At 55.9% G+C, this 23,519-nt stretch carries 21 protein-coding genes and 2 pseudogenes; 6 read left to right on the forward strand and 17 right to left on the reverse strand.

Annotation, left to right across the window (positions count from 1 at the left end; translation table 11 throughout):
- Positions 1-18: 18 nt before the first annotated feature.
- The 8 genes and pseudogenes from IPZ49_RS20015 to IPZ49_RS20040 form a co-directional block, all read right to left on the reverse strand.
- Positions 19-408: pseudogene (locus IPZ49_RS20015) on the reverse strand (cell filamentation protein Fic); the annotation flags it as partial.
- A 4-nt stretch (positions 409-412) separates the two neighbouring features.
- Positions 413-1,729: a site-specific integrase gene (locus IPZ49_RS20020; protein ID WP_063146546.1), complete on the reverse strand. Its 1,317-nt coding sequence runs from the start codon at positions 1,727-1,729 to the stop codon at positions 413-415.
- A gap of 378 nt (positions 1,730-2,107) precedes the next feature.
- Positions 2,108-2,866 (reverse strand): reverse transcriptase domain-containing protein, encoded by a 759-nt coding sequence (locus IPZ49_RS20025; RefSeq protein ID WP_063932849.1) that lies wholly within the window; start codon positions 2,864-2,866, stop codon positions 2,108-2,110.
- A gap of 857 nt (positions 2,867-3,723) precedes the next feature.
- A complete protein-coding gene (locus IPZ49_RS23250; protein WP_063146543.1) occupies positions 3,724-4,443 on the reverse strand; it encodes a hypothetical protein in 720 nt (239 codons plus the stop codon).
- 53 nt (positions 4,444-4,496) lie between these two features.
- Positions 4,497-4,610: pseudogene (gene lysC / locus IPZ49_RS23255) on the reverse strand (Rz1-like lysis system protein LysC); the annotation flags it as partial.
- Between the two features lie 8 nt (positions 4,611-4,618).
- A complete protein-coding gene (locus IPZ49_RS23260) occupies positions 4,619-5,017 on the reverse strand; it encodes a hypothetical protein (protein ID WP_063146542.1) in 399 nt (132 codons plus the stop codon).
- A gap of 77 nt (positions 5,018-5,094) precedes the next feature.
- Positions 5,095-5,559 (reverse strand): hypothetical protein, encoded by a 465-nt coding sequence (locus tag IPZ49_RS20035; RefSeq protein WP_023307019.1) that lies wholly within the window; start codon positions 5,557-5,559, stop codon positions 5,095-5,097.
- Positions 5,537-5,929: a polymorphic toxin type 44 domain-containing protein gene (locus tag IPZ49_RS20040; RefSeq protein ID WP_003862589.1), complete on the reverse strand. Its 393-nt coding sequence runs from the start codon at positions 5,927-5,929 to the stop codon at positions 5,537-5,539. The genes IPZ49_RS20035 and IPZ49_RS20040 overlap by 23 nt, the downstream gene beginning before the upstream one ends.
- Positions 5,930-6,135: 206 nt before the next feature.
- Here IPZ49_RS20040 and IPZ49_RS20045 point away from each other — a divergent pair, with 206 nt between their 5' ends.
- Both IPZ49_RS20045 and IPZ49_RS20050 read left to right on the forward strand, forming a co-directional pair.
- Positions 6,136-6,627, forward strand: coding sequence for an Hcp family type VI secretion system effector (locus tag IPZ49_RS20045; RefSeq protein ID WP_045327447.1), 492 nt, complete (start codon positions 6,136-6,138; stop codon positions 6,625-6,627).
- A 456-nt stretch (positions 6,628-7,083) separates the two neighbouring features.
- Positions 7,084-8,253 (forward strand): hypothetical protein, encoded by a 1,170-nt coding sequence (locus tag IPZ49_RS20050; protein ID WP_063932851.1) that lies wholly within the window; start codon positions 7,084-7,086, stop codon positions 8,251-8,253.
- On the opposite strand, the gene IPZ49_RS20055 is transcribed toward IPZ49_RS20050, so the two are convergent.
- A complete protein-coding gene (locus IPZ49_RS20055) occupies positions 8,254-9,018 on the reverse strand; it encodes a siderophore-interacting protein (protein ID WP_032626343.1) in 765 nt (254 codons plus the stop codon). It lies immediately after the preceding gene.
- A 145-nt stretch (positions 9,019-9,163) separates the two neighbouring features.
- Here IPZ49_RS20055 and IPZ49_RS20060 point away from each other — a divergent pair, with 145 nt between their 5' ends.
- Positions 9,164-9,658 carry a PadR family transcriptional regulator gene (locus tag IPZ49_RS20060; RefSeq protein WP_017382401.1) on the forward strand — a complete coding sequence of 165 codons (495 nt, stop codon included), beginning with the start codon at positions 9,164-9,166 and terminating at the stop codon, positions 9,656-9,658.
- On the opposite strand, the gene IPZ49_RS20065 is transcribed toward IPZ49_RS20060, so the two are convergent.
- Together IPZ49_RS20065 and IPZ49_RS20070 are read right to left on the reverse strand one after the other, a co-directional pair.
- Entirely contained in the window at positions 9,655-11,214 is a 1,560-nt protein-coding gene (locus IPZ49_RS20065; RefSeq protein ID WP_022649455.1) for a methyl-accepting chemotaxis protein, read from the reverse strand. The two genes, IPZ49_RS20060 and IPZ49_RS20065, sit on opposite strands and share 4 nt — an antisense overlap.
- A 240-nt stretch (positions 11,215-11,454) precedes the next feature.
- Positions 11,455-12,975, reverse strand: coding sequence for a PAS domain-containing methyl-accepting chemotaxis protein (locus tag IPZ49_RS20070; RefSeq protein ID WP_063146541.1), 1,521 nt, complete (start codon positions 12,973-12,975; stop codon positions 11,455-11,457).
- A gap of 422 nt (positions 12,976-13,397) precedes the next feature.
- Here IPZ49_RS20070 and ygjG point away from each other — a divergent pair, with 422 nt between their 5' ends.
- The gene (gene ygjG, locus IPZ49_RS20075) at positions 13,398-14,777 is read left to right on the forward strand and encodes a putrescine aminotransferase (protein WP_022649457.1); all 1,380 of its coding nucleotides are present in this window, start codon (positions 13,398-13,400) and stop codon (positions 14,775-14,777) included.
- Between the two features lie 189 nt (positions 14,778-14,966).
- Here the strand turns inward: ygjG and lsrG are convergent, their stop codons facing one another.
- Genes lsrG through lsrA form a run of 6 tightly spaced genes read right to left on the reverse strand, consistent with a single transcriptional unit; the run spans position 14,967 to position 20,652 of the window.
- Entirely contained in the window at positions 14,967-15,260 is a 294-nt protein-coding gene (gene lsrG / locus IPZ49_RS20080; protein ID WP_022649458.1) for a (4S)-4-hydroxy-5-phosphonooxypentane-2,3-dione isomerase, read from the reverse strand.
- Complete coding sequence (lsrF, locus tag IPZ49_RS20085; RefSeq protein ID WP_063146540.1) at positions 15,257-16,144, reverse strand: 3-hydroxy-5-phosphonooxypentane-2,4-dione thiolase; 888 nt, start codon at positions 16,142-16,144, stop codon at positions 15,257-15,259. Before lsrF ends, lsrG begins: the two co-directional genes overlap by 4 nt.
- Before the next feature lie 11 nt (positions 16,145-16,155).
- Complete coding sequence (lsrB, locus tag IPZ49_RS20090; protein ID WP_063146539.1) at positions 16,156-17,157, reverse strand: autoinducer 2 ABC transporter substrate-binding protein LsrB; 1,002 nt, start codon at positions 17,155-17,157, stop codon at positions 16,156-16,158.
- Position 17,158: 1 nt separating this feature from the next.
- A complete protein-coding gene (lsrD, locus tag IPZ49_RS20095) occupies positions 17,159-18,136 on the reverse strand; it encodes an autoinducer 2 ABC transporter permease LsrD (RefSeq protein WP_063146538.1) in 978 nt (325 codons plus the stop codon).
- Positions 18,137-19,168, reverse strand: a complete 1,032-nt coding sequence (gene lsrC, locus IPZ49_RS20100; RefSeq protein WP_063146537.1) for an autoinducer 2 ABC transporter permease LsrC — start codon at positions 19,166-19,168, stop codon at positions 18,137-18,139. It lies immediately after the preceding gene.
- The gene (lsrA, locus tag IPZ49_RS20105; RefSeq protein WP_063146536.1) at positions 19,165-20,652 is read right to left on the reverse strand and encodes an autoinducer 2 ABC transporter ATP-binding protein LsrA; all 1,488 of its coding nucleotides are present in this window, start codon (positions 20,650-20,652) and stop codon (positions 19,165-19,167) included. The genes lsrC and lsrA overlap by 4 nt, the downstream gene beginning before the upstream one ends.
- 215 nt (positions 20,653-20,867) lie before the next feature.
- Between lsrA and lsrR the strand changes: the two genes are divergently transcribed.
- On the forward strand, positions 20,868-21,839 hold the full coding sequence (gene lsrR / locus IPZ49_RS20110; RefSeq protein ID WP_022649464.1) for a transcriptional regulator LsrR: 972 nt from the start codon (positions 20,868-20,870) through the stop codon (positions 21,837-21,839).
- Positions 21,840-21,872: 33 nt separating this feature from the next.
- Entirely contained in the window at positions 21,873-23,459 is a 1,587-nt protein-coding gene (lsrK, locus tag IPZ49_RS20115; RefSeq protein WP_063137977.1) for an autoinducer-2 kinase, read from the forward strand.
- Positions 23,460-23,519 lie beyond the last annotated feature (60 nt).

The raw sequence follows: 23,519 nt of genomic DNA on the forward strand, positions 1-23,519 counted from the left end.
ACATTACGTGGGTAGGATCAGATAGCTAACCAGCTCCGGACGAGCCAAGGATTTCAGTTCACCAGAACGGGAGAGAAACTGCTTCTCGAAACCATCAAGCAGCAGCGGAATCCTGTCGGCAGCGGCAAACTGAAAACCGTCTTTAGTCAGGTTGGCATTGCGTAACCTCCCTGCCCAGTCATACACATTCCCCAGCCATTGGCGATGCCACCCACTGATGTGCTCAAATGCCAGCACCGCTGGCGGCTGGCCCTCGATAAATAGCTGTTCATAAAGCATCAGCAACAGGCCTGATTCCAGCGCCTCCATTTCCTCTTCATCAGTGATCCCTAACTTATTAGCCAGCACCAAATCCCCAGAACCCGGCTGATACCGCTCTTCTGCTGAATTAAGCTCATATTTTGCCAAGCTCTTACCTCCGCCCAAACAAGTTCACAACGTTGTTTTCCTGCTGTCGCTGATAGTTGTTAACCCGATCTTCCCAGATCTCAAGCGCCCTGCGCTTTTCAGTCAGGTAATCATAACGATCATAGTGTTTCGAGCTGACGTCATTCAAAGCGTGATTCTGGATACGGTCGCGGATCTCTTTGCTGATCCCCGCCTCTCCCATCAGCGTTTTACAGGTGCGACGTAAATCTCGTGCCGTAAAAACTTTAAACTCCGGATTAAAAGCCCGAAAATACATGATGGAACGCGCCAGACTATCGGTGCGCACTGGGCGCTCACCGTTTGTTGATAGCGGGAAAATATAGGGGCTGTTACTTTCCTTAGTGAGTTCTTTAACAGAGGCTAGTTCACTTAATGCCGATTCAGTCAGTGGGATCAGATGCTCACGCTTGTTTTTCGATACATCGGCAATGACCAGCAACGTCTTTTGCTGCCAATCAATCGCGCTCCACTGGCTGGCTATCATTTCGAACGGGCGCTGCCCGCCAGCATAAACACAGAAGCGGATTAGGTGCTGCATCAGCGGCCCAACGTTGGTGGCCTGAGCGAACTGCTCCATGACAAAACGAAGCTCTTCCAGCGTTAACCATGTATCACCCACTTTTTCTGCCGAGGACTGTTTCGGTATGGCCGATACCGGATTAACTTCAAGCCCGAACGTAATGCCCACGCTGGTATTCATCGGATCGTTATCGGCCTTCAGACCGTAGTTAAATGCCGCCATAAGGTAGGAACGAATTCGGTTCGCATGGACTACAGCATCACGCTGGATAATACCTGAGAGAATGGTCTTGATCTGCAGAGGTGTTACATCCTTCGCTTTGGTTTCGCGAGGAATAACCGTATAGCACTCTCTTTCCATGCGCTTTAATACATCAGCCCACGTCCGCTTGTTGTCGAGCTTCATCTTATTGACGTAACCATGCACCAGTTCTTCAAACGATCCGTGAGAACAATGCAACTGCATAATGTGCTGTTCGGCCAGGCGCTGTTGCTCAAGCTCTTGCTGGGGCTCTTTTCCTTCAACAAGCCAGGCACCATACTTTTTCGCCAGTTCATTGGCCGTCACCAGTTTCATCTCAGGCCAGATGCCCAACTGGATGAACTTCTCTTTCTTCCCTTTCTCAACGTAGTAACGGAAATAAAAAACTTTGCTGCCAGAAGGCTGAACCTTAACGCCAAGCCTGCCAGTACCACGTTGAGCACTGTTGCTCCACACGTAGTACGCCGTGCTTTTTGTCTTCAATCCACGTATAGCAGTCTCAGTAAGATTAGCGGCCATGAGTTTACCTTTCTAAGGATAAGCGTTACCTGACCCGATGCCCATTTCGGGTCAGGTAATGGGTCAGGTAAGGATAGTACAATGGGGAAATAAGAGAACCAATCAGAAACAAAAATAACTTCATAACCGATTGATTATAGACAATTAAAAATACAAACAGAGACAATGGCGAACAATTAAAAACATGCCAATTTTATGACTCATAATCGCTTGGTCGCTGGTTCAAGTCCAGCAGGGGCCACCAAATTTTAGCTTTAGAATCATATAATTAAGCCACTCTTGCGAGTGGCTTTTTTGTTAGCAGTTTTCTCTGTGTCGCAAAAGTGTCGCACCATTTCGTTTACAATTCTAAAATCATAGAATGTCGTTAACGGCATTTCATTTGAACAGCTTGGCTTGATCCGTATTGACACTACCTACGTATGAAGCGATTCCCTTCCGTTCGTGACGATTTTTACTCTTTGTGTACGCAATCAGGAACTCAATCAACCTAAAAGGCAGTACTCTCAAAGAATTGTGTTTTAACTCTAAATTGAAAACATGGATTTTTTCAGAAGGGAATTGTGATTTTAAAGTGTTCATTTGATAGCCAGACCTTTCTAACCCCTCGCTAAGTAGGCGATAAGCCGACTCGCACGAGCTTAGGTCATTGGCTGAAAGGATGATGTCATCCATATATATGGATATATCGATATCTGGATTCACGTGCAACTGCTTGAACAGATTTCCACAAAAGGATTTATGTAAGCAGAACGTTGATAGAATTGGTGACTGGGGGTAGCCATAAGGAATAATATATTTTGGTCTTTCTGGCAGAGGATTTCTGACTGTGGATAGCTTTGCTACTTGTCTTGCATTGTTATAGGTCAAGTATGTTTTCAGTTCTCGAGTAAGACGGCTTTGACCAGTAGACTCAAAGAAATTCTTGATATCGATTAAAGCAAAATACCGATTATGCAGATGTTTTTTTGCACAGGCCACATGACCACCATCCCTTAGGTGGTAGAAGTATAAAGGCGGAATCCATTTAGCTCTGAGATGGTTATGTATCTCTGTTCCATATAAGCGCATTTCTTTTGTAGGAACATACACCCATTTATCTTTTTTTAACTCAAATCTATGTTCCCATTTTACCATTAGTCAATGCGAGCCTTGGTTCAAAGTAGTTGAGGGCTATGCTAAGGTAACTCATCAGCTTCTCAACAAGAGTAATTGTATCGTTCAGAAACGGCACAACCTCTTTGAGAATAGAATAGCAGATGATCACTTTAGCTAAGCCAAGTTTGAATTTCTTCATACTTGTTCTCTCTGTACAATCCCGACGTTTCTTAGCGCAAGCGCCTAGCCCAAACTAAAAACCCGGAAAACCATTAACAACGATTTCCCAATATTGCGACAACTTGGCAATCCGAGGCGCGGCGATTCGCGGCAATTGGAGCAAGTGAGGCAAGTCGTAGAACGACAAGTACAGAGAGGCCGGGATATGCCGGCTAACGTCAGGAAATACTAGGTTACAATGACAGATAGCAAAGGAGAAGTTTTTTCATTCGAATGACTATCGCAAAAAAACACTTTATTCGTAAAAACAAGGCAATACTTAAAAAACCTAACATTATTAAATCAAAAATTAAAATTACTAACATTGAACAAAACACAAAAATAAAAGCGAAATCAAAGTGTTACATAAAAGCACTTTCATCCCATTAGATTGATTAACTGAAAAAATTTAATGATCCAAAAACCGCAGGCGGGTGCGGTGTAGTGCGATTTTAGCCTGCGAAAGATTTTTTTGGCCATGCTGTGACGCGCCAGCGCCCCGCTGTGGACACGATCTGTTTTAAGGGTGGCTCTGAGTGTGCGAAAAGGCTGAACGCGCCAGAGCGCCGCTGACAGCTCGTAGCGATAGCCGCTTAAGTGGTAAGAAAAGAGATATCCCCGCCAGGGGATGAAGGGCATCAAAAAACCCGCTTTCGCGGGTTATGTTCTGGACTGATTTACTTTCCAATCACCGGGGAGTATTTGCCGTTCAGCGTGTCCGCTTTCGCTCCGGTGTTCCGGATTGCTCCCGCGTTGGTCGGTGCTCCCGTATTGCTGTGCGTGTGGCTTGCCGTTTGCTCTGCCAGCTCTTTCACCACGTCGAGCGTGTCGAGCATCAGCTGCGCCACGTTGATTGTGCCAGAGCCAATCCACACTACCGGGGCAATAATCTGCTGCTGAACGGCCGCCACGCTTTTACGTATCTGGCCAATTTTCTCGATCAGGTCTTTACCCGTTGTGACTGTCTGGCTCCCGACAATGTCCGTTTCATCATTGCCGCCGATACTCGCCACGCGGTTATTTACAGCCTGGCTGTAATCACCCGTGCATACCTGCTGAATGGCTCCGGCCAGTAGTGTGGACGTGCCCAGCACGGTAATTTTATCCGTGGCCTTAACCGTGGTTTCGCGGCTGACCAGCTCCCGCTGTTCTGTATCGGCCTTAACCACCCCCGCTATAGAGGTTTCACTGATCGTCTGGTCTGTCTGCCTCACCCAGTCACCCGCCTGGGTGACGCGCTGCGACACTTCCGCACGCTGCTGTTGCAGCTGCTCGCCTGGCTGGATATCCGGGAGACTGGTTCCGTCCGGCACGGTATGCCGCACAAAAGGCTTATCCGGCCGTCCGCCAGTGAAAGCGATCTCAACCAGCGCCCCTTCGGGCGGAAACTGGAACATCCCCGAATCATTACCCGCCATAGGAACCGGTAGCGGTACAGCTGAATAAACAGGTGTGTCTTTATCCGGGTTCCCGGCATCGGGCAATAGCTCACTTTCGGGCAGGCGCTGTAAACAATGACCGGCGGAGGCGCAACCGGCGCGGGTGTGCAGCCTGCGCACAACATCAGGCAGCTCAGCGCTGTATGCCGAAGGTCTTTCCGAGATTATCCAGTAGCTGATACCCCGTTCCGCTGTGGGTGAAATGTGGGATCGGACGGTCTAAATAATCTGCATCCGGCACGCTGAAGGTCAGGCCGCTGTGCTCTGTCAGCCAGCTGGCCACGTCGCGCAGCGTGGGGGGCTGGAAGGAACATGGCCAGAGGCGTTCGAATACGCCGACCAGTTTACGAACAAACAGACGCTGAAAGCCGCTTTCAGCAGGTTGCTGAGCGTTCCACGTACCCGGTAAACCAGCGCAACACCAGATCGGTGTACTGCCGCCACTGTCTGGCTGGATATCCGCTGCTGAATCGCCTGGCTGATGTGGGGCAGACCTTTGCCCGGTGGATGCTGCTGTTTCCCAATATCGCACGGGTACGCCGTGAAAACTTACACGCTGCTCATCGGGTCATTGACCCGACCGCAAGGGATTTTTAAATAAATATTTATCTATCGACTAAATTTCCCCTTGTCCCAGCTCTCGCCGCGGGCCGTTAAGTCAATTGACGGCACGGCCGCTATTCCCTCAGCATCATAAAAAAATGCGGACGTTGTAAAGCTGTACACTGTGCCGTGAACAGTAAATGAGATATTGTTGCCTATGCCTTCAACTTTTGCGCGGGCGGTATTCGCTGTAAGCGTGGGCGCGATATGTTGTTTTTCGAGAGCCACCAGCGGATCACCGTCAATCTTACTCGCTAAAAAATAACGATACACTTCCCCGGTGGTCATGTTCGAGCCGTCATACTCAGTAATGTATAACCAGGTCCGGGGCGTGAGCTGGCGAACTTGATATAGCCGATCACTAACAGTTAAACGCTGTATATGTTGGAAATAACAGTACCCCGCGACCGCCAGGGCCATAAGAATAGTGGCGATCCAGTGCAGCGTCCTAAAAGTGATGCTGTTTAACATAGTCGATGCCTTGCTTTATCCAAAATTGGTCAATCGGATCATCACCAAACGGCGGGGCCCCCGTGAAATTACCCCATTCGGGTCTTGATGTGCCGGCTTTCCACTGCGCCGCGCCGGCAGCAATAAGCAAAATCTTTGCAGGGATGCACGCTGCATAACCCACAGCGCCGTAATGGAAATTCCCGAAGTCAGCATAAGCCCGTTTTTGTTGTTTGTAATCCCACGGCCCGCCGTTTCTTACTCGCTCATAAAACCACGTATACGTAAGCGGGGCGGCCATATTCTGGACTTCGTGACGCGCCCGCGCGAGCCTTATGTGTTCGCGCAATATCTCCAGCCCGCGGGGTGGATAAATCGGTATACATGCCATCGTTCTTCCTTTCTGCCAGGCAAAAAGGGCAACATAAGAGCAATAACGGTAACGCGTATTGCTGAAGATCAATTTATTAATTTTATTTGCAACATCAATAAGTAACGAAATTAAATAACACGAACCTATAACACAATTTGTATCACCTGCGATCCGTATTTAGTCATTAATGAGGGTTTACCCTCAATGGAAATGGAGTTTTAAAAATGGCTATTCCTGCTTATCTATGGCTTAAGGATGATGGCGGCAACCCGATTAAGGGATCTGTGGATGTTCAAAATAGAGAAGGTAGTATAGAGATCCTCTCTTTTAGTCACGGCTTGTTAGTTCCGACCGATAACAACACAGGCAAGATCACCGGCACGCGCTTACATGCGCCGCTCGTAATTGAAAAAGAGTTTGATAGCTCCAGCCCGTATCTCTACAAAGCGGTAGCCACCGGCCAAACGCTGAAAAGCGCAGAGATCAAGTGGTATAAAATCAACGATGCGGGCCAGGAGGTTGAATATTTCAATATGCTGCTTGAAAACGTCCGGGTAGTCAGCATTAACCCCGTCATGCATAACTGTAAAGAGCCAGCGTTACAGATACACAATCATAATGAGGGAATACAGCTCCGCTATGAGCGGATCACCTGGAAGTATTGCGATGGGAACATCCAATACTCGGACGCGTGGAACGAGCGGGTTACAGCGTAAAAAAAGGGCGGTTAATCCGCCCTGTATTGTTTTTAGTGCCAATTCTTTCGCCCCCTCGGTTTGCCAGCACGTAGCCTCCCCTCAATGGCAACATCCCGCGCGATCACCTGGTGCCAGCTCTCCGCACTTCTTATACATTTGGGGTATTTTAATCATGCTTAATGCTGTTAAGCATTCTCTGGCAGTTATTGCGGCGTACCGCTGCCGCTGCATGCCTCCAGAACCCCAAATTTTCGAGTTTCTCGGCTCACGCATTCAAAAGTGAACTCTAAGGTCACATTTAACCCCGTGCTCCCCGTTCCAGAAGGAAGATTCAATAACTCTCACTCTTTCACAAACCCTAAAAACTAAAGAAATCCCCCATCGCGCCGATCATCATCCGTGTGTATTATTTCCAGTAGCTTTTACAACAACTAACCTTAACTCAAATACTTAAGCGCCAGAGCGAAAGGCATCATGAGCACACCGATCAAACGGCTAGAAATCATTAAAAATGCCATTGAGCTGGAAGATGACGACATCATCCGGAGCCAGTTGAAACGTCTCAAAGAGGAAGCCTTTGACGATAATCTCCTGTCCATCGTCGCGGCGCTTGAGCAGAAAAATTACACCGCAGCCCTTCGCGCTATCACCGCCTGGCTGCAAAGCCAGCGCGCCGTTACCCCGTGGCGTGACCCGCAGCTGGCGGCCAGCAAGCTGGAGCTGAAAGCTCTGGAAGAGCGCTTGCGCGATCTGATTGATCGCCGTAACGCCCGGGTACAGCAGCTTGATGAGTTCAACGATCTCTATTTCTCCCGCCTCGGGCCGTTGATGCAGCAGATCCTCGCCCTGCGTAAAACGCTGGCGGAGCTTAACCTGCGTCGTCAGCAGGCGGAGACGCGTCGTCGGGAAGAGGATTACCGCCGCAGCCAGGGCTATATGGCGCAGGCCGTAGAGGTTCTGACAACGCTCACCCGGCGCTGGCGAGATCTGCCTGCGGATTCCGTTCAGGCGGCAGAGGCGCGCAAGCATCTTCAGCAGCAAAGTAATCTGATTGCCAACCTACTGGCCGAAGCGATGGAGCTGGAGACCGGTTTAACGCGTGAAGAAGAGCCAGCACGTCAGGCGCGCGATGAGGCCAACGAAGAGTACAAAAAGTATCGAGAACAGCATCATGATGCCGAGGTGCGCCTGCGTAAAGGCAAGGATCTCTCTGAAGAGGATCGGAACGAGCTGAAGCGGCTCTGGCGTCAGGCGAGCAAGCTATGCCACCCGGATCTGGTTGCCGATGATTTAAAAGAGGAAGCCAACAGGATGATGGTGCAACTCAACCAGGCCAAACAGCGCGGCGACGTGAAGGCCATTCGCTCGCTGGTCGCCCGTCTGCAACAAGGGTTTGAACCGATGATGGCGAGCGACAGGCTGAACGACCTGGAACGTATTCGCAAAAAAATGGCGCAGGTGCGTGAGCAAATCGACATCCTGGTGAACGAGCTGGCAGAGCTGGAGAAGGAAGAGTCCTGGCTGCTCGTCTCGTCGCTCAGCAATATGGAAGCCTACTTTGCCCAGCAGGAGAAAGCGCTGAGAGAGGTATGCGCCTCGCTCGAACATCAGGTGAGCGAAGCGCAGCTGGATCCCGCAGCCTGATTATTTGGCGTGCCAGTACGCACTGGCACGTACCAGCTGTGGGTCAATTGCGTCGGTTTCAAACTGACGGCTCAGGCGTTTCACCACCTTCCCCTCTCCGGTCAGCCAGATAAAGTAATCCTCTTCCGGCACGGCCAGCGCTGCAAGATGGTCGGCTACCGCCTGCTCGTTGTGGCCGATAACCCAGGTGATGTTGAACCCGCTCAGGTGCGCCAGATAGTCCTGGTACGCCGCATCGCCCACGGTGACGATGGCGTGGATCGCCGGGGGAACAGGCAGTTTTGCGATGCTTTCTAAACGGCGGCGCAGCGCGGGCATACCCGACTCGTCGCACACGTACAACTGCCAGGCGTAATCTTCCGGCACCACCAGCGAACCACGCGGACCGCCGATGGTCAGCTTGTCGCCCACCTTCGCCTCTACCGCCCAGTTGCTGGCAATGCCGCCATCATGCACGAAAAAATCGAGCGCCAGCTCGTGTTTTTCGTCATCGTACAGCGGGGTGTAGTCACGCGCCTGCGGACGCACCCCGTCGCCCCAGTCGATGCCTTCATCGGTCACCACAGGCGGCACGAAAGGGGTGCCCGGTGCCGGGAAAAAGACTTTGGTATGGTCGTCAAAGCCGCGAGAGCTAAAGCCCTCCAGCGCCTCGCCGCCTAGTACAATGCGCTGAAATCCTGCGCTGACTCGCTCAGTGCGCATCACGTTCAGCTCACGAAAACGCAGGTCATTGCGGACACGTTGAGGGTAACGGGTAGATGCCATGTTGATGCCCTTCTCAGGTGAATACGATATATCGGAATGAATTTTTAATGATAATGATTGCTATTAACTCAGAAATCAAGATCTTTTAGATTGCATCTGAATATATCTTAGATATAGTTTAGATATATCAAATTGAGGAAAAAACATGCGACACGAACACGACGGCGGCGGACGCCGGCCACGATTTTTTGGCCATGGTGATTTGCGGCTGGTGATCCTGGATATCCTGACCCGCAACGCGAGCCATGGTTATGAGCTGATTAAAGAGATCGAAAACCTGACGCAGGGACATTACACGCCAAGCCCTGGCGTGATCTACCCGACGCTGGATTACTTGCAGGATCAGGCGCTGATCACCATTACCGAAGAAGAGAACGGCCGTAAGCGGATTGCGATTAACGCCGCCGGGCAGCAATGGCTGGATGACAATCGGGAACAGCTGGAGCAGATCCAGACGCGTATCAAGGCGCGCTCCGTCGGGTTCCAGCTGCGCAAAAACCCACAGATGAAGAGGGCGCTGGATAACTTCAAAGCGGTTCTGGATCTGAAGGTTAATCAGGGAGAACTCAGCGACGCGCAGTTAAAACAGATTATCGGCGTGATTGACCGCGCGGCACTGGAGATCTCCCAGCTGGATTAAGCCAGCACGCCGTCGCTCACGCGGAACACGCGGACCAGCTCTTTCAGGTGCATCGCCTGTTCGTTAAGGGATGCCGCCGCCGCAACGGACTCCTCCACCAGCGCGGAGTTCTGCTGGGTGGTGGCGTCTATCAGGCCAATCGCGCTGTTGATCTGCGAGATACCTTCCGTCTGTTCATGGCTGGCCTGGCGAATTTCACGCAGGATGACGTCCATCTCTTCCACGTTGCCGACCATGCCGTTGATAAGCCCGCTGGCTTTCTCCACAAGGTTCATGCCGTCCTGCGTCTGGCTTGTGGAGCTTTCAATCAGCTGGCGGATCTCACTCGCAGATGTTGCACTTTTCTGCGCGAGCTGGCGTACCTCACCCGCCACCACCGCAAAGCCGCGACCATGCTCACCTGCGCGCGCCGCTTCGACCGCCGCGTTCAGCGCCAGAATGTTGGTCTGGAAGGCAATGGCGTCGATCAGGTCGATAATGTCGGACATCCTGTTCGATGTTTCGTTAATCAGGCGCATTTTGCTGGTGACCTGCTTCATCATCTCGCCGTTGTTTTTGACCACGGCAGCCGCATCGGCAGACAGGTTCGTCGCTTCTCCGGTGTGGGACGCGGTGTTCTTCACCGTGGCGGTAATCTGCTCCATCGACGCGGCCGTCTGCTCAACGGAACTGGCCTGCTCCTCCGTGCGGGCAGCCAGATCCTGGTTGCCTGCGACAATCTGCGCGGCGGCGCTGGAGATGTTTTCCGATCCGGTTTGCACCTGCTGCACAATCTCCAGCAGGCGCGTTTTCATCTCCATCAATGCGGTGAGGAGCAGTCCGGTTTCATCTTTACCGTGCGAGGTAATGCTGCCGGTGAGATCGCCATCGGCGATGGCCTCCGCAAAATTCACCGCGTCGTTCAGCGGGCGGGTAATGGATCGCACAATGAACCAGCCAGTCAGGCTGGCTGCCGCGACGCTGAAAAGCGTAATCAGGATCAGCAGCAGACGATTAGTGCGGAAATCGCCTTCCACCTGCTCGCCCGCACTCTGCATTTCATGATCCTGGATCGCAATCAGCGCCTGCACTTTCGCTTTATAAGACTGTTGCAGGTCCAGGGTGTTGGTCATCATCTCGTTTATCGCGCCTGCACGGTCGTTATTCTGCACGGCCTGCAAAATGCGGTAGCGCGAGTCAAGATATTGCTGGCGTACGCCGTGGATGTCCGCCAGCACCTGTTGGGATTTTTTATCCTTGAGAGCGTTGTCCAGCTCGCTCAGGATTGCGGTGATGCGCTCGCTTATCGCCTTCAGACGCTGTTCTGATTGCGTCGTGTACATTCCCTGTTCGTCCAGCAGCATGAGCTGCTGCGTGCTGATAAATTCCTGGAAGTTGTCGATTAACTGGTTCGCTTTTACCGTAGTTGGATAGTCGCTGGTAAGAATGGTTTGCATTCCATTGTTTGCCCGATTCAGGCTCATCAGAGACAAGCTTGCGCTGACGACCATCAGGACAATAAATAATCCAAACGCCAGAAATAATTTCGTGCCGATCTTTACGTCATGTATGAACATATTTACCCCATCGATGTGATTATTTCTCAGACGATCGCTGTTATCGGTAGGCAACGCGCTAACTTTATGACTTTGATCGTTTTTTTATTTCTCACTTTCAATAAATCCGGGGCGTAGCAATTAAAAATCGGGTACTTTTTTTTAGTTACTTAATATTTCATTAACAACATAACTTATTCTGAAAAACAAAAAAGCCGTTTACCCCGGAGGAATAAACGGCTTTATCGAAGCATGCATTTCTTAATGCAGCACGGTAACCGCATCTTCAAGACGTCCGGCCCGGTGCTTAACCATCGCGGAAATCTGCGCGCTCTCTTCGACCAGGTCAGCATTTTTCTGCGTAATGCTGTCCAGTTCTGCCACGGCACGGGTCAGCTCTGTCAGGCCAGTCGCCTGCTCGGAGGTGGAGTGGCTGATCTGCGCGATAAGCTGCGTGACGTTTTTCACCTGCTCGACAATATCATCCATGGTACGTCCCGCGGCGTGGACCTGATCGGCGCCCGACTGCACTTTGCTGGCGCTGGCGTCGATCAGCTTGCGAATATCGTTAGCCGCGTTCGCGCTGCGGCTGGCAAGATGACGCACTTCGCCCGCCACCACCGCAAAGCCTTTCCCCTGTTCGCCCGCGCGTGCCGCCTCAACCGCGGCGTTCAGCGCCAGAATATTGGTCTGGAAGGCGATGTCATTGATAAGCGAGGTAATAGAGCCAATGCGCTGGGTACTGTCGGCAATGTCATCCATGGTTTTCACCACGGTCTGCATCACGGTGCCGCCCTGCGTGGCCGCGCTGCTGGCAGCCATCGACAGCTTGTCGACTTCGGCTGCGGTCTCAGAGTTACTCTGCACCGACGCCGCCATCTGGTTCATTGTTGCCACGGTCTGCTGCACGTTAGCCACGGTCTGGCGCGTGCGGTCGTTGAGATCTTCATTACCCTGCGCCAGCCTGTCGCTGCCGTCGCGCACGCTCACCACCTGGCTGGAGACGTCGTTGATAAGCCAGCGGCACATCAGCCCCAGTTGTCCGACGGCCCGCAGCATCAGCCCCAGTTCATCGCTGCGGTTAAGATGCTGCACGCTGTTACGCTCGCCGGTAGCGACCCTGAGCGCCTGCCTTGCGACGTTTTCCACCGGGCGGACAATCTGTTGCTCAAACACCAGGGTGCCAAGCAGCATCACCACGGCTGCCGCCACCAGCGAAGCCCAGCCTGCAGCACTGGCAACCAGCGTTGCGGCCATCACCGCAAAAAGTACCGCCATTACGCTACGCACGCGCCAGCGCAGCGGCATCGCCGGTAATTTGCCGAGCCAGCCTTTGCGCACCACCAGCCCTTTATGAATGCGTTTTTTGCTACGTCCTTCATTGAGCGCCTTATAAAGCGGCTCCACCGCGGCGATCTCGTCCTCGGTGGCGCGGGTACGAATGGACATATAGCCCGTCATCTGGCCGTTACGCACCATTGGTACCGCATTGGCGCGTACCCAATAGTGATCGCCATTTTTACGTCGGTTTTTGACAATCCCGCTCCAGGGCTCGCCCTTTTGCAGCGTGTACCACATGTCGGCAAAAGCTGCTTTCGGCATATCCGGGTGGCGCACAATGTTGTGCGGCTGCCCGAGCAACTCCTGAAGCGTAAAGCCACTCACTTGCACAAAGGTGTCGTTAGTGTGGGTCATGTAGCTGTGGAGGTCGGTGGTCGACATAAGCGTGGTGTCATCGTCCAGCGGATATTCATTCTGGGTGACATAGTCAGGAGAGGACATAGTGAGCATCCCTTGCAGGTTATTTGAATGTTAATTTTGTGGCTTATGTTTTTTCGGCGATAAAAAATTTATCTTTAGTTGTTAAATATGATTGAGATCGCAAATCTCGGTTAAACCGCACTTTTCGTGCGCTTTTCTAATTAATTGATTTAAAATACTTTCGACACGAAACTACCTACAAAGCATGATCCCCCGGCGCACACTTAAGGCGCATTTCCTGCCCTGGAGCAGTGCAATTGACGAAACCCCATCCCCGGCTCGTTATCCCTTATCCCGTGCGGCGCGCGAAGGCATGATTAAATATTGTGCAACTTTGATTTCACCTGGCGTTTATCCCGATTTTTGTTAAGGCATCTGAGGTGGCGTAATCCCTGCAATACTTAACTCAGTATCATGTGATACGCGATCCCCGGGAGCATATTTTGAACAGGTTACCTTCCAGCGCCTCGGCTCTTGCCTGTACCGCGCACGCACTGAATCTCATTGAAAAGCGAACGCTTGATCATGAGGAGATGAAACAACTTAACCGTGAGGTCATTGATTACTTTAAAGAGCATGTGAATCCTGGTTTTCTGGAGTATCGCAAATCTGTTACCGCCGGCGGGGATTACGGAGCCGTAGAGTGGCAAGCGGGGAGTCTGAATACGCTTGTCGACACCCAGGGACAGGAGTTTATCGATTGCCTGGGTGGTTTTGGTATTTTCAACGTGGGGCACCGTAATCCAGTTGTGGTTTCCGCCGTACAGAATCAACTTGCGAAACAACCTCTCCATAGCCAGGAACTGCTCGATCCGCTTCGCGCCATGCTCGCGAAAACGCTGGCAGCCTTAACGCCCGGTAAGCTGAAATACAGCTTCTTCAGCAACAGCGGCACCGAATCGGTCGAAGCGGCGATTAAACTCGCCAAAGCGTACCAGTCGCCGCGCGGGAAATTCACCTTTATCGCCACCAGCGGCGCGTTCCACGGGAAATCCCTGGGCGCACTGTCGGCGACCGCCAAATCCACCTTCCGCAAACCGTTTATGCCGCTGCTGCCGGGCTTCCGCCACGTACCGTTCGGCGACATCAACGCCATGCGCACCATGCTGAGTGAATGCCGTAAAACCGGCGACGACGTGGCGGCGGTGATCCTGGAGCCGATTCAGGGCGAAGGCGGGGTGATCCTCCCGCCGCAGGGCTATCTGCCCGCCGTGCGTCAGCTGTGCGATGAGTTTGGCGCGCTGCTGATCTTCGACGAAGTGCAGACCGGGATGGGGCGTACCGGCAGGATGTTCGCCTGCGAGCATGAGAACGTTCAGCCAGACATTTTATGCCTGGCGAAAGCGCTCGGCGGCGGCGTGATGCCGATTGGCGCAACGGTCGCCACTGAGGAGGTCTTCTCGGTGCTATTCGACAACCCGTTCTTACATACCACCACCTTTGGCGGTAACCCGCTGGCCTGTGCGGCAGCGCTGGCCACCATCAACGTGCTGCTGGAGCAAAACCTGCCTGCGCAGGCGGAGCAGAAAGGCGACATGCTGCTGGACGGCTTCCGTCAGCTGGGCCGGGAATACCCGGATTTGGTACAGGATGCACGCGGGAAAGGGATGCTGATGGCGATTGAGTTCGTTGATAACGAAACCGGTTATAGCTTCGCAAGCGAGATGTTCCGCCAGCGGGTACTGGTGGCGGGAACGCTCAACAACTCGAAAACCATCCGCATTGAGCCACCGTTGACGCTCACCATTGAGCAGTGTGAGCAGGTGCTGAAGGCGGCGCGTAAGGCGCTGGCGGCGCTGCGGGTGAGCGTGGAAGAGGCGTAAAAAACGCCGGGTGGCGCTACGCTTACCCGGCCTACAACATACTGCAGATGTCGGCCCGGTAAGCGTTAGCGCCACCGGGCAAACACCGCACCATCCTCCCGTAGGCCCGGTAAGCGTAGCGCCACCGGGCAAACACCGCCCCCTCTCGCCCCCGTAGGCCCGGTAAGCGCAGCGCCACCGGGCAAAACGCTACTCCGGCAACAACCCCACAAAGCAGCGTTTTTTGCGCGGCTCTGACATCAACTCTTCGAGCTTGTCCACGCACGCCAGATAGTGTGGCGTTTGCTTATGCGCCAACACCGCCTCTTCGTCTTTATAGGCCTCATAGATAAAGAACCGGGTTTTCACCCTCGGGTCCTGCAAGACGTCAAAGCGCAGGTTTCCCGGCTCCTGGATCGCCCCCTCGTGGTTGGCGCGAAACACCTCCAGAAACTCATCCACTCGCTCGGGTTTGATGTTGATTTCCACCAGCGTCACGTTCATTTTGCTTCTCCCTGTTTCTCTTCCTGCCAGAACTGGAACGCCTCACGGGCGCTCATGTTCTCGTGAACCACTTTCTTCACCGCCTTCAGCATGGCGAGCGGCGCGCTGGACTGGAAGATGTTGCGCCCCATATCCACGCCGGACGCGCCCTGGTCAATCGCCCGCCAGCACATCTCAAGCGCCTCATGCTCCGGCAGCTTTTTGCCGCCCGCGATAACAATCGGCACCGGACAGCTGGCGGTCACTTTTTCAAAGCCCTCGTCCACGTAGTAGGTTTTGACGAACTGGGCCCCCATTTCGGCAGCGATGCGGCTGGCGAGCGAGAAATAGCGCGCGTCGCGCGCCATCTCTTTACCCACGCCCGTCACCGCCAGCGTCGGCATGCCGTAACGCGCCCCCGCATCCACCAGCTTGATGATGTTGTTGATTGACTGATGTTCAAACGGGCTTCCGATATAGACCTGCGCCGCCACCGCGCAGACGTTCAGGCGCAGCGCGTCTTCCATCGCAACCGCCACGCACTCGTTAGACAGCTCGCCCAGAATCGAGTTACCGCCGGAGGCGCGCAGCACCACCGGTTTGTTCGTCGCGGCAGGTACCTGGCTCCTGAGGATGCCGCGGGTACACATCAGCACGTCGGTTTCGCCAAACAGCGGCGCGATGGAGAAATCGATACGCTCAAGGCCGGTGGTCGGTCCCTGAAAGTAACCGTGGTCAAAGGCCAGCATCACCGTGCGGTTGCTCTGCGGATTGAAGATGCGCGAAAGCCGGGACTGCATGCCCCAGTCGAGCGAACCGCAGCCCTTCAGGGTGTACGGCACATTCTGCTGCGGCGTACCGATGCCAAAATCCTTGCCGTCTTTGATGTCGTCTAAATCAGCCATTTGCTCCCCCGTCAGAAATCGTATTTGCTGATGTTCTCTTTGGTGAACACCACCCGCTCCGGCAGCAGCACGATGCCGTTGCCCTTCGCCTCATACTGGTAGCCCTGCACACTGTTCGGCTCGACCTTCAGCGTCCCGATATCTTTCACCTCCACGCTGTCGCCAGGGTTAAGATCGCCTTTTTTCAGTAAACGATCGGCGACATTGACTGCAATTTTGCCCTGCTGCACCACGTCCCACAGGCCGAAGGCTTTCACCGTGCCGCGCTCAACGTACGGACGCATCACGTTTGGCGTGCTGAAGCCGACAATCGCCACCCCTTCCCGCTTCAGGTTTTCCGCCGCCTGTGCCGCCGCCGGCAGGGCGTTGGCGTCCGGGGCGATGATCGCATCCAGATCCGGATAGGCTTTTAAGATCCCCTCGGCGGTTTGCAGGGATTTAGTGGCGTCGTTATAGCCAAACTGCGTGGTGACGACCTGCCACTGGGGATGGTCTTTCTCGATTTTGGCCTTCGCCTCTTTCACCCACTGGTTCTGGTCGGTGACGGTGGGGCTGGAGTAGAAGAACGCCACTTTCGCGTTCGGTTTGGTGACCTGCTTGCCTGCCATCTCCACCAGCAGGCCGCCCAGCTGTTCCGGCGTGCCCTGGTTGATGTAAATGCTGCGGCACTCCGGTTTGGTGTCGGAATCCCAGGTCAGGACCTTCACGCCGCGCTGCATCGCGCGCTTCAGCGCCGGGCAGAGACCGTCCGGCGACACGGCAGAGACGATGATGGCGTTATAGCCCTGGTTGACGAAGTTATTGATCAACTGCACCTGGCCGGAGACGCTCGGCTCGGTCGGGCCGTCGTAAGTCACGTCCACGCCAAGATCTTTCCCCGCCTCTTTCGCGCCGTTGCCGCCGCTGGTGAAGAATCCCACACCCACCAGTTTTGGGATAAAGGCAATGCGGTCCGCCGCCTGCGCCGAAGCGAAGCTGAGGGCCATTGCCAGGACGAGCAGTTTTGTTTTCATCTTACGCTCCGGATAGTTTTCTGAAGAGAGAACGCACCCATTCACGGTGCAGACTCAGCGAACGCCCCATCACCACCACAACCAGCAGCGCCCCTGACAGCGCGCTCGACACCTGGTTGGGGATGCCAACCATCTGTAAACCCTGTTGCAGGTACCCCACCAGCAGCGCCGCCAGCGCCGTACCGACAACCGAACCTGAGCCGCCGTAGATATTCGCTCCGCCGAGCACGGCGGCGGTGAGCGCAGGCATCAGTAAATCGCGCCCCAGATCCGAACGCGCGGAGCCGAAATAGGAGACCATCACCAGCGCGGCAATCGCCGAGGCCACGCCCACCAGACCGTACAGCGCGTAGGGCATGCTGTTCACCGACAGCGCCGCATAGCGCGCCGCGCGCGGGTTCTGACCGATTAAAAACAGATGTCGGCCAAAGCGCCCCCGGTGGGTAATCAGCCAGAAGAAGGCGGTAATCACCGCGAACAGCACCAGCGGGATCGGCAGACCCAGCACCGTGAGGTTAGCGAACGCCGTGAAGCTGTCCGGGAAGCCGCCGATGCCCTCATAGCCCGTCGCCCCCGCCATGCCGGAGAGCAGCAGCGCGCCGCCGCCGTAGAGGTAGAGCGTGCCGAGGGTGATAACCAGCGGGCTAATGCCGGTGTAGTGAATAAGCGCGGCATTAAATAATCCGCACAGCAGGCCGAGCAGCAGCGTCAGCGGAACAGCGACCGCCATCGGCCACCCCGCCTGCATCATCACGCCCAGCGCGATGGCGCACAGGCCGATGGTCGAGCCGAGGGAGATGTCGATCCCGCCGCTGATGATCACAAGCGTGAGCGGCAGCGCCACGATGCCGATGCAGATAAAGTCGCTGGTGCTGAACAGCAGCATGTTGACGTCGAGCATGCGCGGGTTGATGGCGCCAAAGAGCAGGATCTCGAGCACCAGTAAAATCAGCAGCGCGCTTTCCCAGTTAAGCCTCATTTACGCCACCTCTTTTTTGCGTTTGGGAAACGGGGTGACATGCTTTCCCCCTTTGTTACCCGGCTGGAAGCGACCGTACTTCAGCGCCCGCTGATGACGCGCCAGCGCCTGGCGCAGGCGCCCGTCGAGCACCAGCACGCCCAGCAGCACCAGCCCGGCGATAAAGTCATTCCACCACGCCGGGAGCCTGAACAGCACCAGCACGGTGTCGATTTGGGTCAGGAAGAAGGCCCCGAGCAGCGCGCCAACCAGCGTGCCCGTGCCGCCCAGCAGCGAAATGCCGCCGAGCACGCAGGCGGCGATGGCCTTCATCTCCAGCCCGCTGCCGGTCTGGTTGGGTACAAAGCCAATCTGCGCGGCAAAGACGATCCCGGCGCATGCCGCCAGCATGCCGTTCAGGGTAAAGGCGATCATGCGGGTACGGTTCACCGCCACGCCCAGTTGGCGCGCGGCGGCGAGGTTATCCCCCACCGCGTAAAAATCACGCCCGAACGCGGTACGCGACAGCGTCCACGCGCCCGCGGCCGCGACGATCAATACCAGCATGCCGAGCGGCGAAATGCCGATGGCGGCTGGCTCAGAGAGGGATTTCAGCCCCGGCGGCAGCCCTTCAATCCACTTTCCGCCGGTCCAGAGCAGCATCGCTCCGCGATACAGCCCCAGCGTGCCGAGGGTGGCGACAATCGCTGGAATGCGCAGCCCCACCACCAGAAAACCGTTGAACGCCCCCGCCAGCGCGCCAATCGTCAGCGCGAAGAGAATGGAAACGGGCAGACTGTAGCCGCAGTTGAGCGCCACGCCGACGGCAATGGCGGACAGCCCGACGGTGGAGCCGACGGAGACGTCGATATTACGGGTCAGCATCACCAGCGCCGCGCCGATGGCCAGCAGGATCAGGATCTGCGAGCTGGCGAAGATCATCCCCAGCGTCTGTAAGCTCAGGTAGGACGGGTTCAGCGCCACCAGCACGGCGAACAGGGCCAGAATGGCGAGAAACGCGCTCAGCTCGCGGTTTTTCAGTAAGATCTTCATGATTGCCCTCCAAACGCCAGCGCCATCATCCGGTCGAGACTGACGGCGTGGCGCGGCAGCTCGCCGCTGAGCACGCCCTGATGCATTACCAGCACCCGATCCGCGAGGCCGGGGAATTCATCAAGATCGCTTGAGATCATCAGCACTGCCACGTTTTGCGCCGCCACGCTTTTCAGCAGCTGGTAGATATCGGCGCGCGCCGATACGTCCACGCCGCGCGTCGGTTCATCGACGATCAGCAGCAGCGGATTGGCCTCAAGACAGCGCGCCAGCAGCACCTTCTGCTGATTACCACCGGAGAGCGTGCGCACGGTTTGATCCGCATGGTTGAGCTTGATCCCCAGCGCCCGGTGGTAACGCTCCACTACCGCAGACTCCCGCTTTCGCTGCTGCCAGAGCGACGGCTCGTTCAGCGCCACCGTGTTCCAGCGGACAGGCGCGTCGAGAAACAGGCCGGACACCTGCCTGTCTTCCGGCAGATAAACCAGCCCTTTTTTCAGACGGGAACTGACCGGATCGGCGGTGATCTCCTGGTTCTCCAGCCACACCCGCCCGCCGCGTACCGGACGCAGGCCGTAAAGCGTTTCGGCAAACTCGGTACGCCCGGACCCCACCAGCCCGGCCAGACCGACAATCTCCCCGGCATAAATCTCAAGGCTGAGATCGATAAACCCTTCCCCGGTGAGATCCTCCACCCGCAGCACCGGGAAATCCTGCGCCTGGGTTCGGCGGTTGCCCGGCAGCGCCAGCCACAGCTTTTGCGTATCGCTTAGCGACTTTTCCCGGCTGACCGGCGTCATGGCGGCGATCAGGGCGTTATCGTCAAAGTGCGCGGTTTCGCCGCTCAGCACCACCGCGCCGTCGCGCATCACCGAGACGTGGCTCGAAAGCATGCGAATTTCCGGCAGCTTGTGCGAGATAAAAACAATGCCAACGCCGAGATCCTGCAGCGCGCGGATCTGGCGAAACAGGCGTTCGGTCTCGCCCGGCGTGAGCGATGCCGTGGGTTCGTCGAGGATCAGAATTCTGGCGTTGCGCATCAGCCCGCGCAGGATCTCCACCATCTGCTGATCCGCGACTTCCAGAGTGCTGGCAGCGGCATCAAGATTAAGCTGACATTGCAGCTGCTGGAGTTTCTCCGCCAGCCGCTTTTCCCGATCTCGTTCGCGCGGCAGACGAAACAGGATGTTTTCCCGCACCGTCAGGTTGGGGAAAAGCAGCGGCTCCTGTGGCACCAGATAAATGCCTAACCGGTGCGCCTGCGACGGGGTAAGCCGTGCAAAAGACTCGCCCGCAACCGAAAGCTCACCGCGATCCGGCGTTTCAACCCCGGCGATGATTTTCATCAACGTCGATTTTCCCGCGCCGTTACCGCCCATCAGCGCATGCACCTGCCCAGCAAGCAGCGTGAAATCAATGCCTTTTAACACAGGCACGCCAGAGAACTGTTTGCAGATGTCACGTGCCTCGAGAAGTGGTGTCATCATCGCTCCGCTATTGAACAAATGATTTTTAGATTTAATAATGTTCAAAAGCGTAGACGGTGAACTATATTTACAACCGTGCAGGGATCACAGTTTTATCGATTGAGATTCAGATAAACCGGAAAGGATCGAAAAGATCCGTTTTGTCGCGTGGCTCACATTTTCACGCCGCACCATCACGAACATATGATCTAAATTTTTATAAGAGTTCAACTATGAGCGATAAACGCACTGCGGAAGAAGGACGGTTTGCCGGGCTGGCACTGGCGGAAGAGGAGCTGGTGGCGCGCGTGGCCTGGTGCTACTACCACGACGGGCTGACCCAGAACGACATCGGCGAGCGGCTCGGGCTGCCGCGCCTGAAGATCTCCCGCCTGCTGGAGAAAGGCCGTCAGTCCGGGGTGATCCGCGTGCAGATAAACTCCCGCTACGAGGGCTGCCTGGCGCTGGAAACCGAGTTGCAACAACGATTTGGCCTGAAGCTGGTGCGCGTGATGCCCGCCCTGAATACGCCGCCGATGAACGTGCGGTTAGGCATTGGCGCGGCCCAGTCGCTGATGGGCGTGCTGGAGCCCGGCCAGCTGTTAGCGGTGGGCTTCGGTGAAACCACCATGAGCAGCCTGCAACACCTGAGCGGCTTTATCAGCTCACAGCAGATCCGCCTGGTGACGCTCTCCGGCGGCGTGGGGCCGTATATGACCGGTATCGGCCAGCTGGATGCGGCCTGTAGCGTCAGCATGATCCCTGCCCCGCTTCGCGTGTCATCCGCTGAAGTCGCCGGGATCTTAAAGCGCGAAACCAGCGTGCGGGACGTGATCCTCGCCGCCACCGCCGCTGACGTGGCGGTGGTCGGCATTGGCTCGGTGAACCAGCGCCGTGACGCGACGATACTGCGCTCCGGCTATATCAGCGAAGGTGAACAGTTGATGTACGCCCGCAAGGGCGCGGTCGGCGATATCCTTGGCTATTTCCTCAATGCCGAAGGGGAATGCGTCGAGGAGCTGGAGATCCACAAAGAACTACTGGGCGTCACGCTCGATGAACTGGCACAGCTGCCCACCATCGTAGGCGTGGCCGGGGGGGAAGAGAAAGCCGATGCGATTTATGCCGCACTGAAGGGCCGCCGTATTAATGGCCTGGTGACGGAAGAGACGACAGCCCGCGCGGTGCTGGCTCTGGCCATTTAAGAGCCCTCCCTGCGCTAACAATGAGGCATGCTCATGAGTTACCTTTTAGCGTTAGATGCAGGGACAGGCAGCGTTCGCGCCGTTATTTTCGATTTGCAGGGCAACCAGATTGCCGTTGGCCAGGCCGAGTGGAAACACCTGAGCGTCGAGAACGTGCCGGGCTCGATGGAGTTCGACCTCGACACCAACTGGCAGCTGGCCTGCCGGTGTATTCATCAGGCGCTGGAGCGCGCGCGCCTGAGCGCGGCGGATATTCAGTCCGTCGCCTGCTGTTCGATGCGCGAAGGGATTGTGCTGTACGACCGCAACGGCGAGGCTATCTGGGCCTGCGCCAACGTCGACGCCCGCGCCAGCCGCGAGGTAGCTGAACTCAAAGAGATCCACGATTACCGGTTTGAATCCGAAGTGTATGACGTTTCCGGCCAGACGCTTGCCCTCAGCGCCATGCCGCGCCTGCTGTGGCTGGCGCACCATCGTCCGGATATTTATCGTAAAGCCGCCACCATTACTATGATCAGCGACTGGCTGGCGGCGAAGCTCTCCGGCGAGCTGGCGGTGGACCCGTCCAATGCGGGCACGACGGGCATGCTGGATCTCTTCTCCCGCGACTGGCGTCCGGCGCTGCTCGACATGGCCGGGCTGCGCGCCGATATCCTCTCCCCGGTAAAAGAGACCGGCACCGTGCTGGGGGCCATCACCAAAGCAGCCGCACAACAGAGCGGCCTGCGCGAGGGCACCCCGGTGGTGATGGGCGGCGGCGACGTGCAGCTGGGCTGTCTGGGGCTGGGCGTGGTGCGCGCCGGACAAACGGCGGTGCTGGGCGGCACCTTCTGGCAACAGGTGGTGAACCTGCCGCAGGTGCGCACCGACCCTGAGATGAACATCCGCGTAAACCCGCACGTTATCCCCGGCATGGCGCAGGCAGAGTCGATCAGCTTCTTTACCGGGCTGACCATGCGCTGGTTCCGCGACGCCTTCTGCGCCGAAGAGAAGCTGATTGCCGAACGCATGGGAATGGACCCCTACTCCCTGCTCGAAGAGATGGCGAGCCGCGTCCCGCCGGGCTCCCACGGGGTGATGCCGATCTTCTCCGACGCGATGCATTTCAAACAGTGGTACCACGCCGCGCCGTCGTTTATTAACCTCTCCATTGACCCGGAAAAGTGCAACAAAGCGACGCTGTTCCGCGCGCTGGAGGAGAACGCGGCGATCGTCTCGGCCTGCAACCTGGCGCAGATTTCGCGCTTCTCCGGCGTGACGTTTGAGAGCCTGGTGTTTGCCGGCGGCGGTGCAAAGGGCGCCCTGTGGAGCCAGATTTTAAGCGACGTCACCGGCCTGCCGGTGCGCGTGCCAGAAGTCAAAGAGGCAACGGCGCTCGGCTGCGCCATTGCCGCAGGAGCTGGCGCGGGGCTGTTCGCGGATATGGCCTCGACGGGCGAGCGGCTGGTGAAGTGGAGCCGCGAGTTCACGCCAAACCCGGCGCACCGCGAGCTGTACGACGGCATGATGCAGAAATGGCAGGCGGTATACGCGGACCAGCTCGGGCTGGTGGACAGCGGGCTGACAACCTCGATGTGGCAGGCGCCGGGCCTGATGCGCGACACACGCCCCTCACCCTAACCCTCTCCCCAGAGGGGAGAGGGGACTGCTCCGTGCGGCCTTTCACCCTCTCCCCTCTGG

Source organism: Enterobacter cloacae complex sp. S2, assembly GCF_015159675.1.
Taxonomy (GTDB): Bacteria; Pseudomonadota; Gammaproteobacteria; order Enterobacterales; family Enterobacteriaceae; genus Enterobacter; species Enterobacter intestinihominis.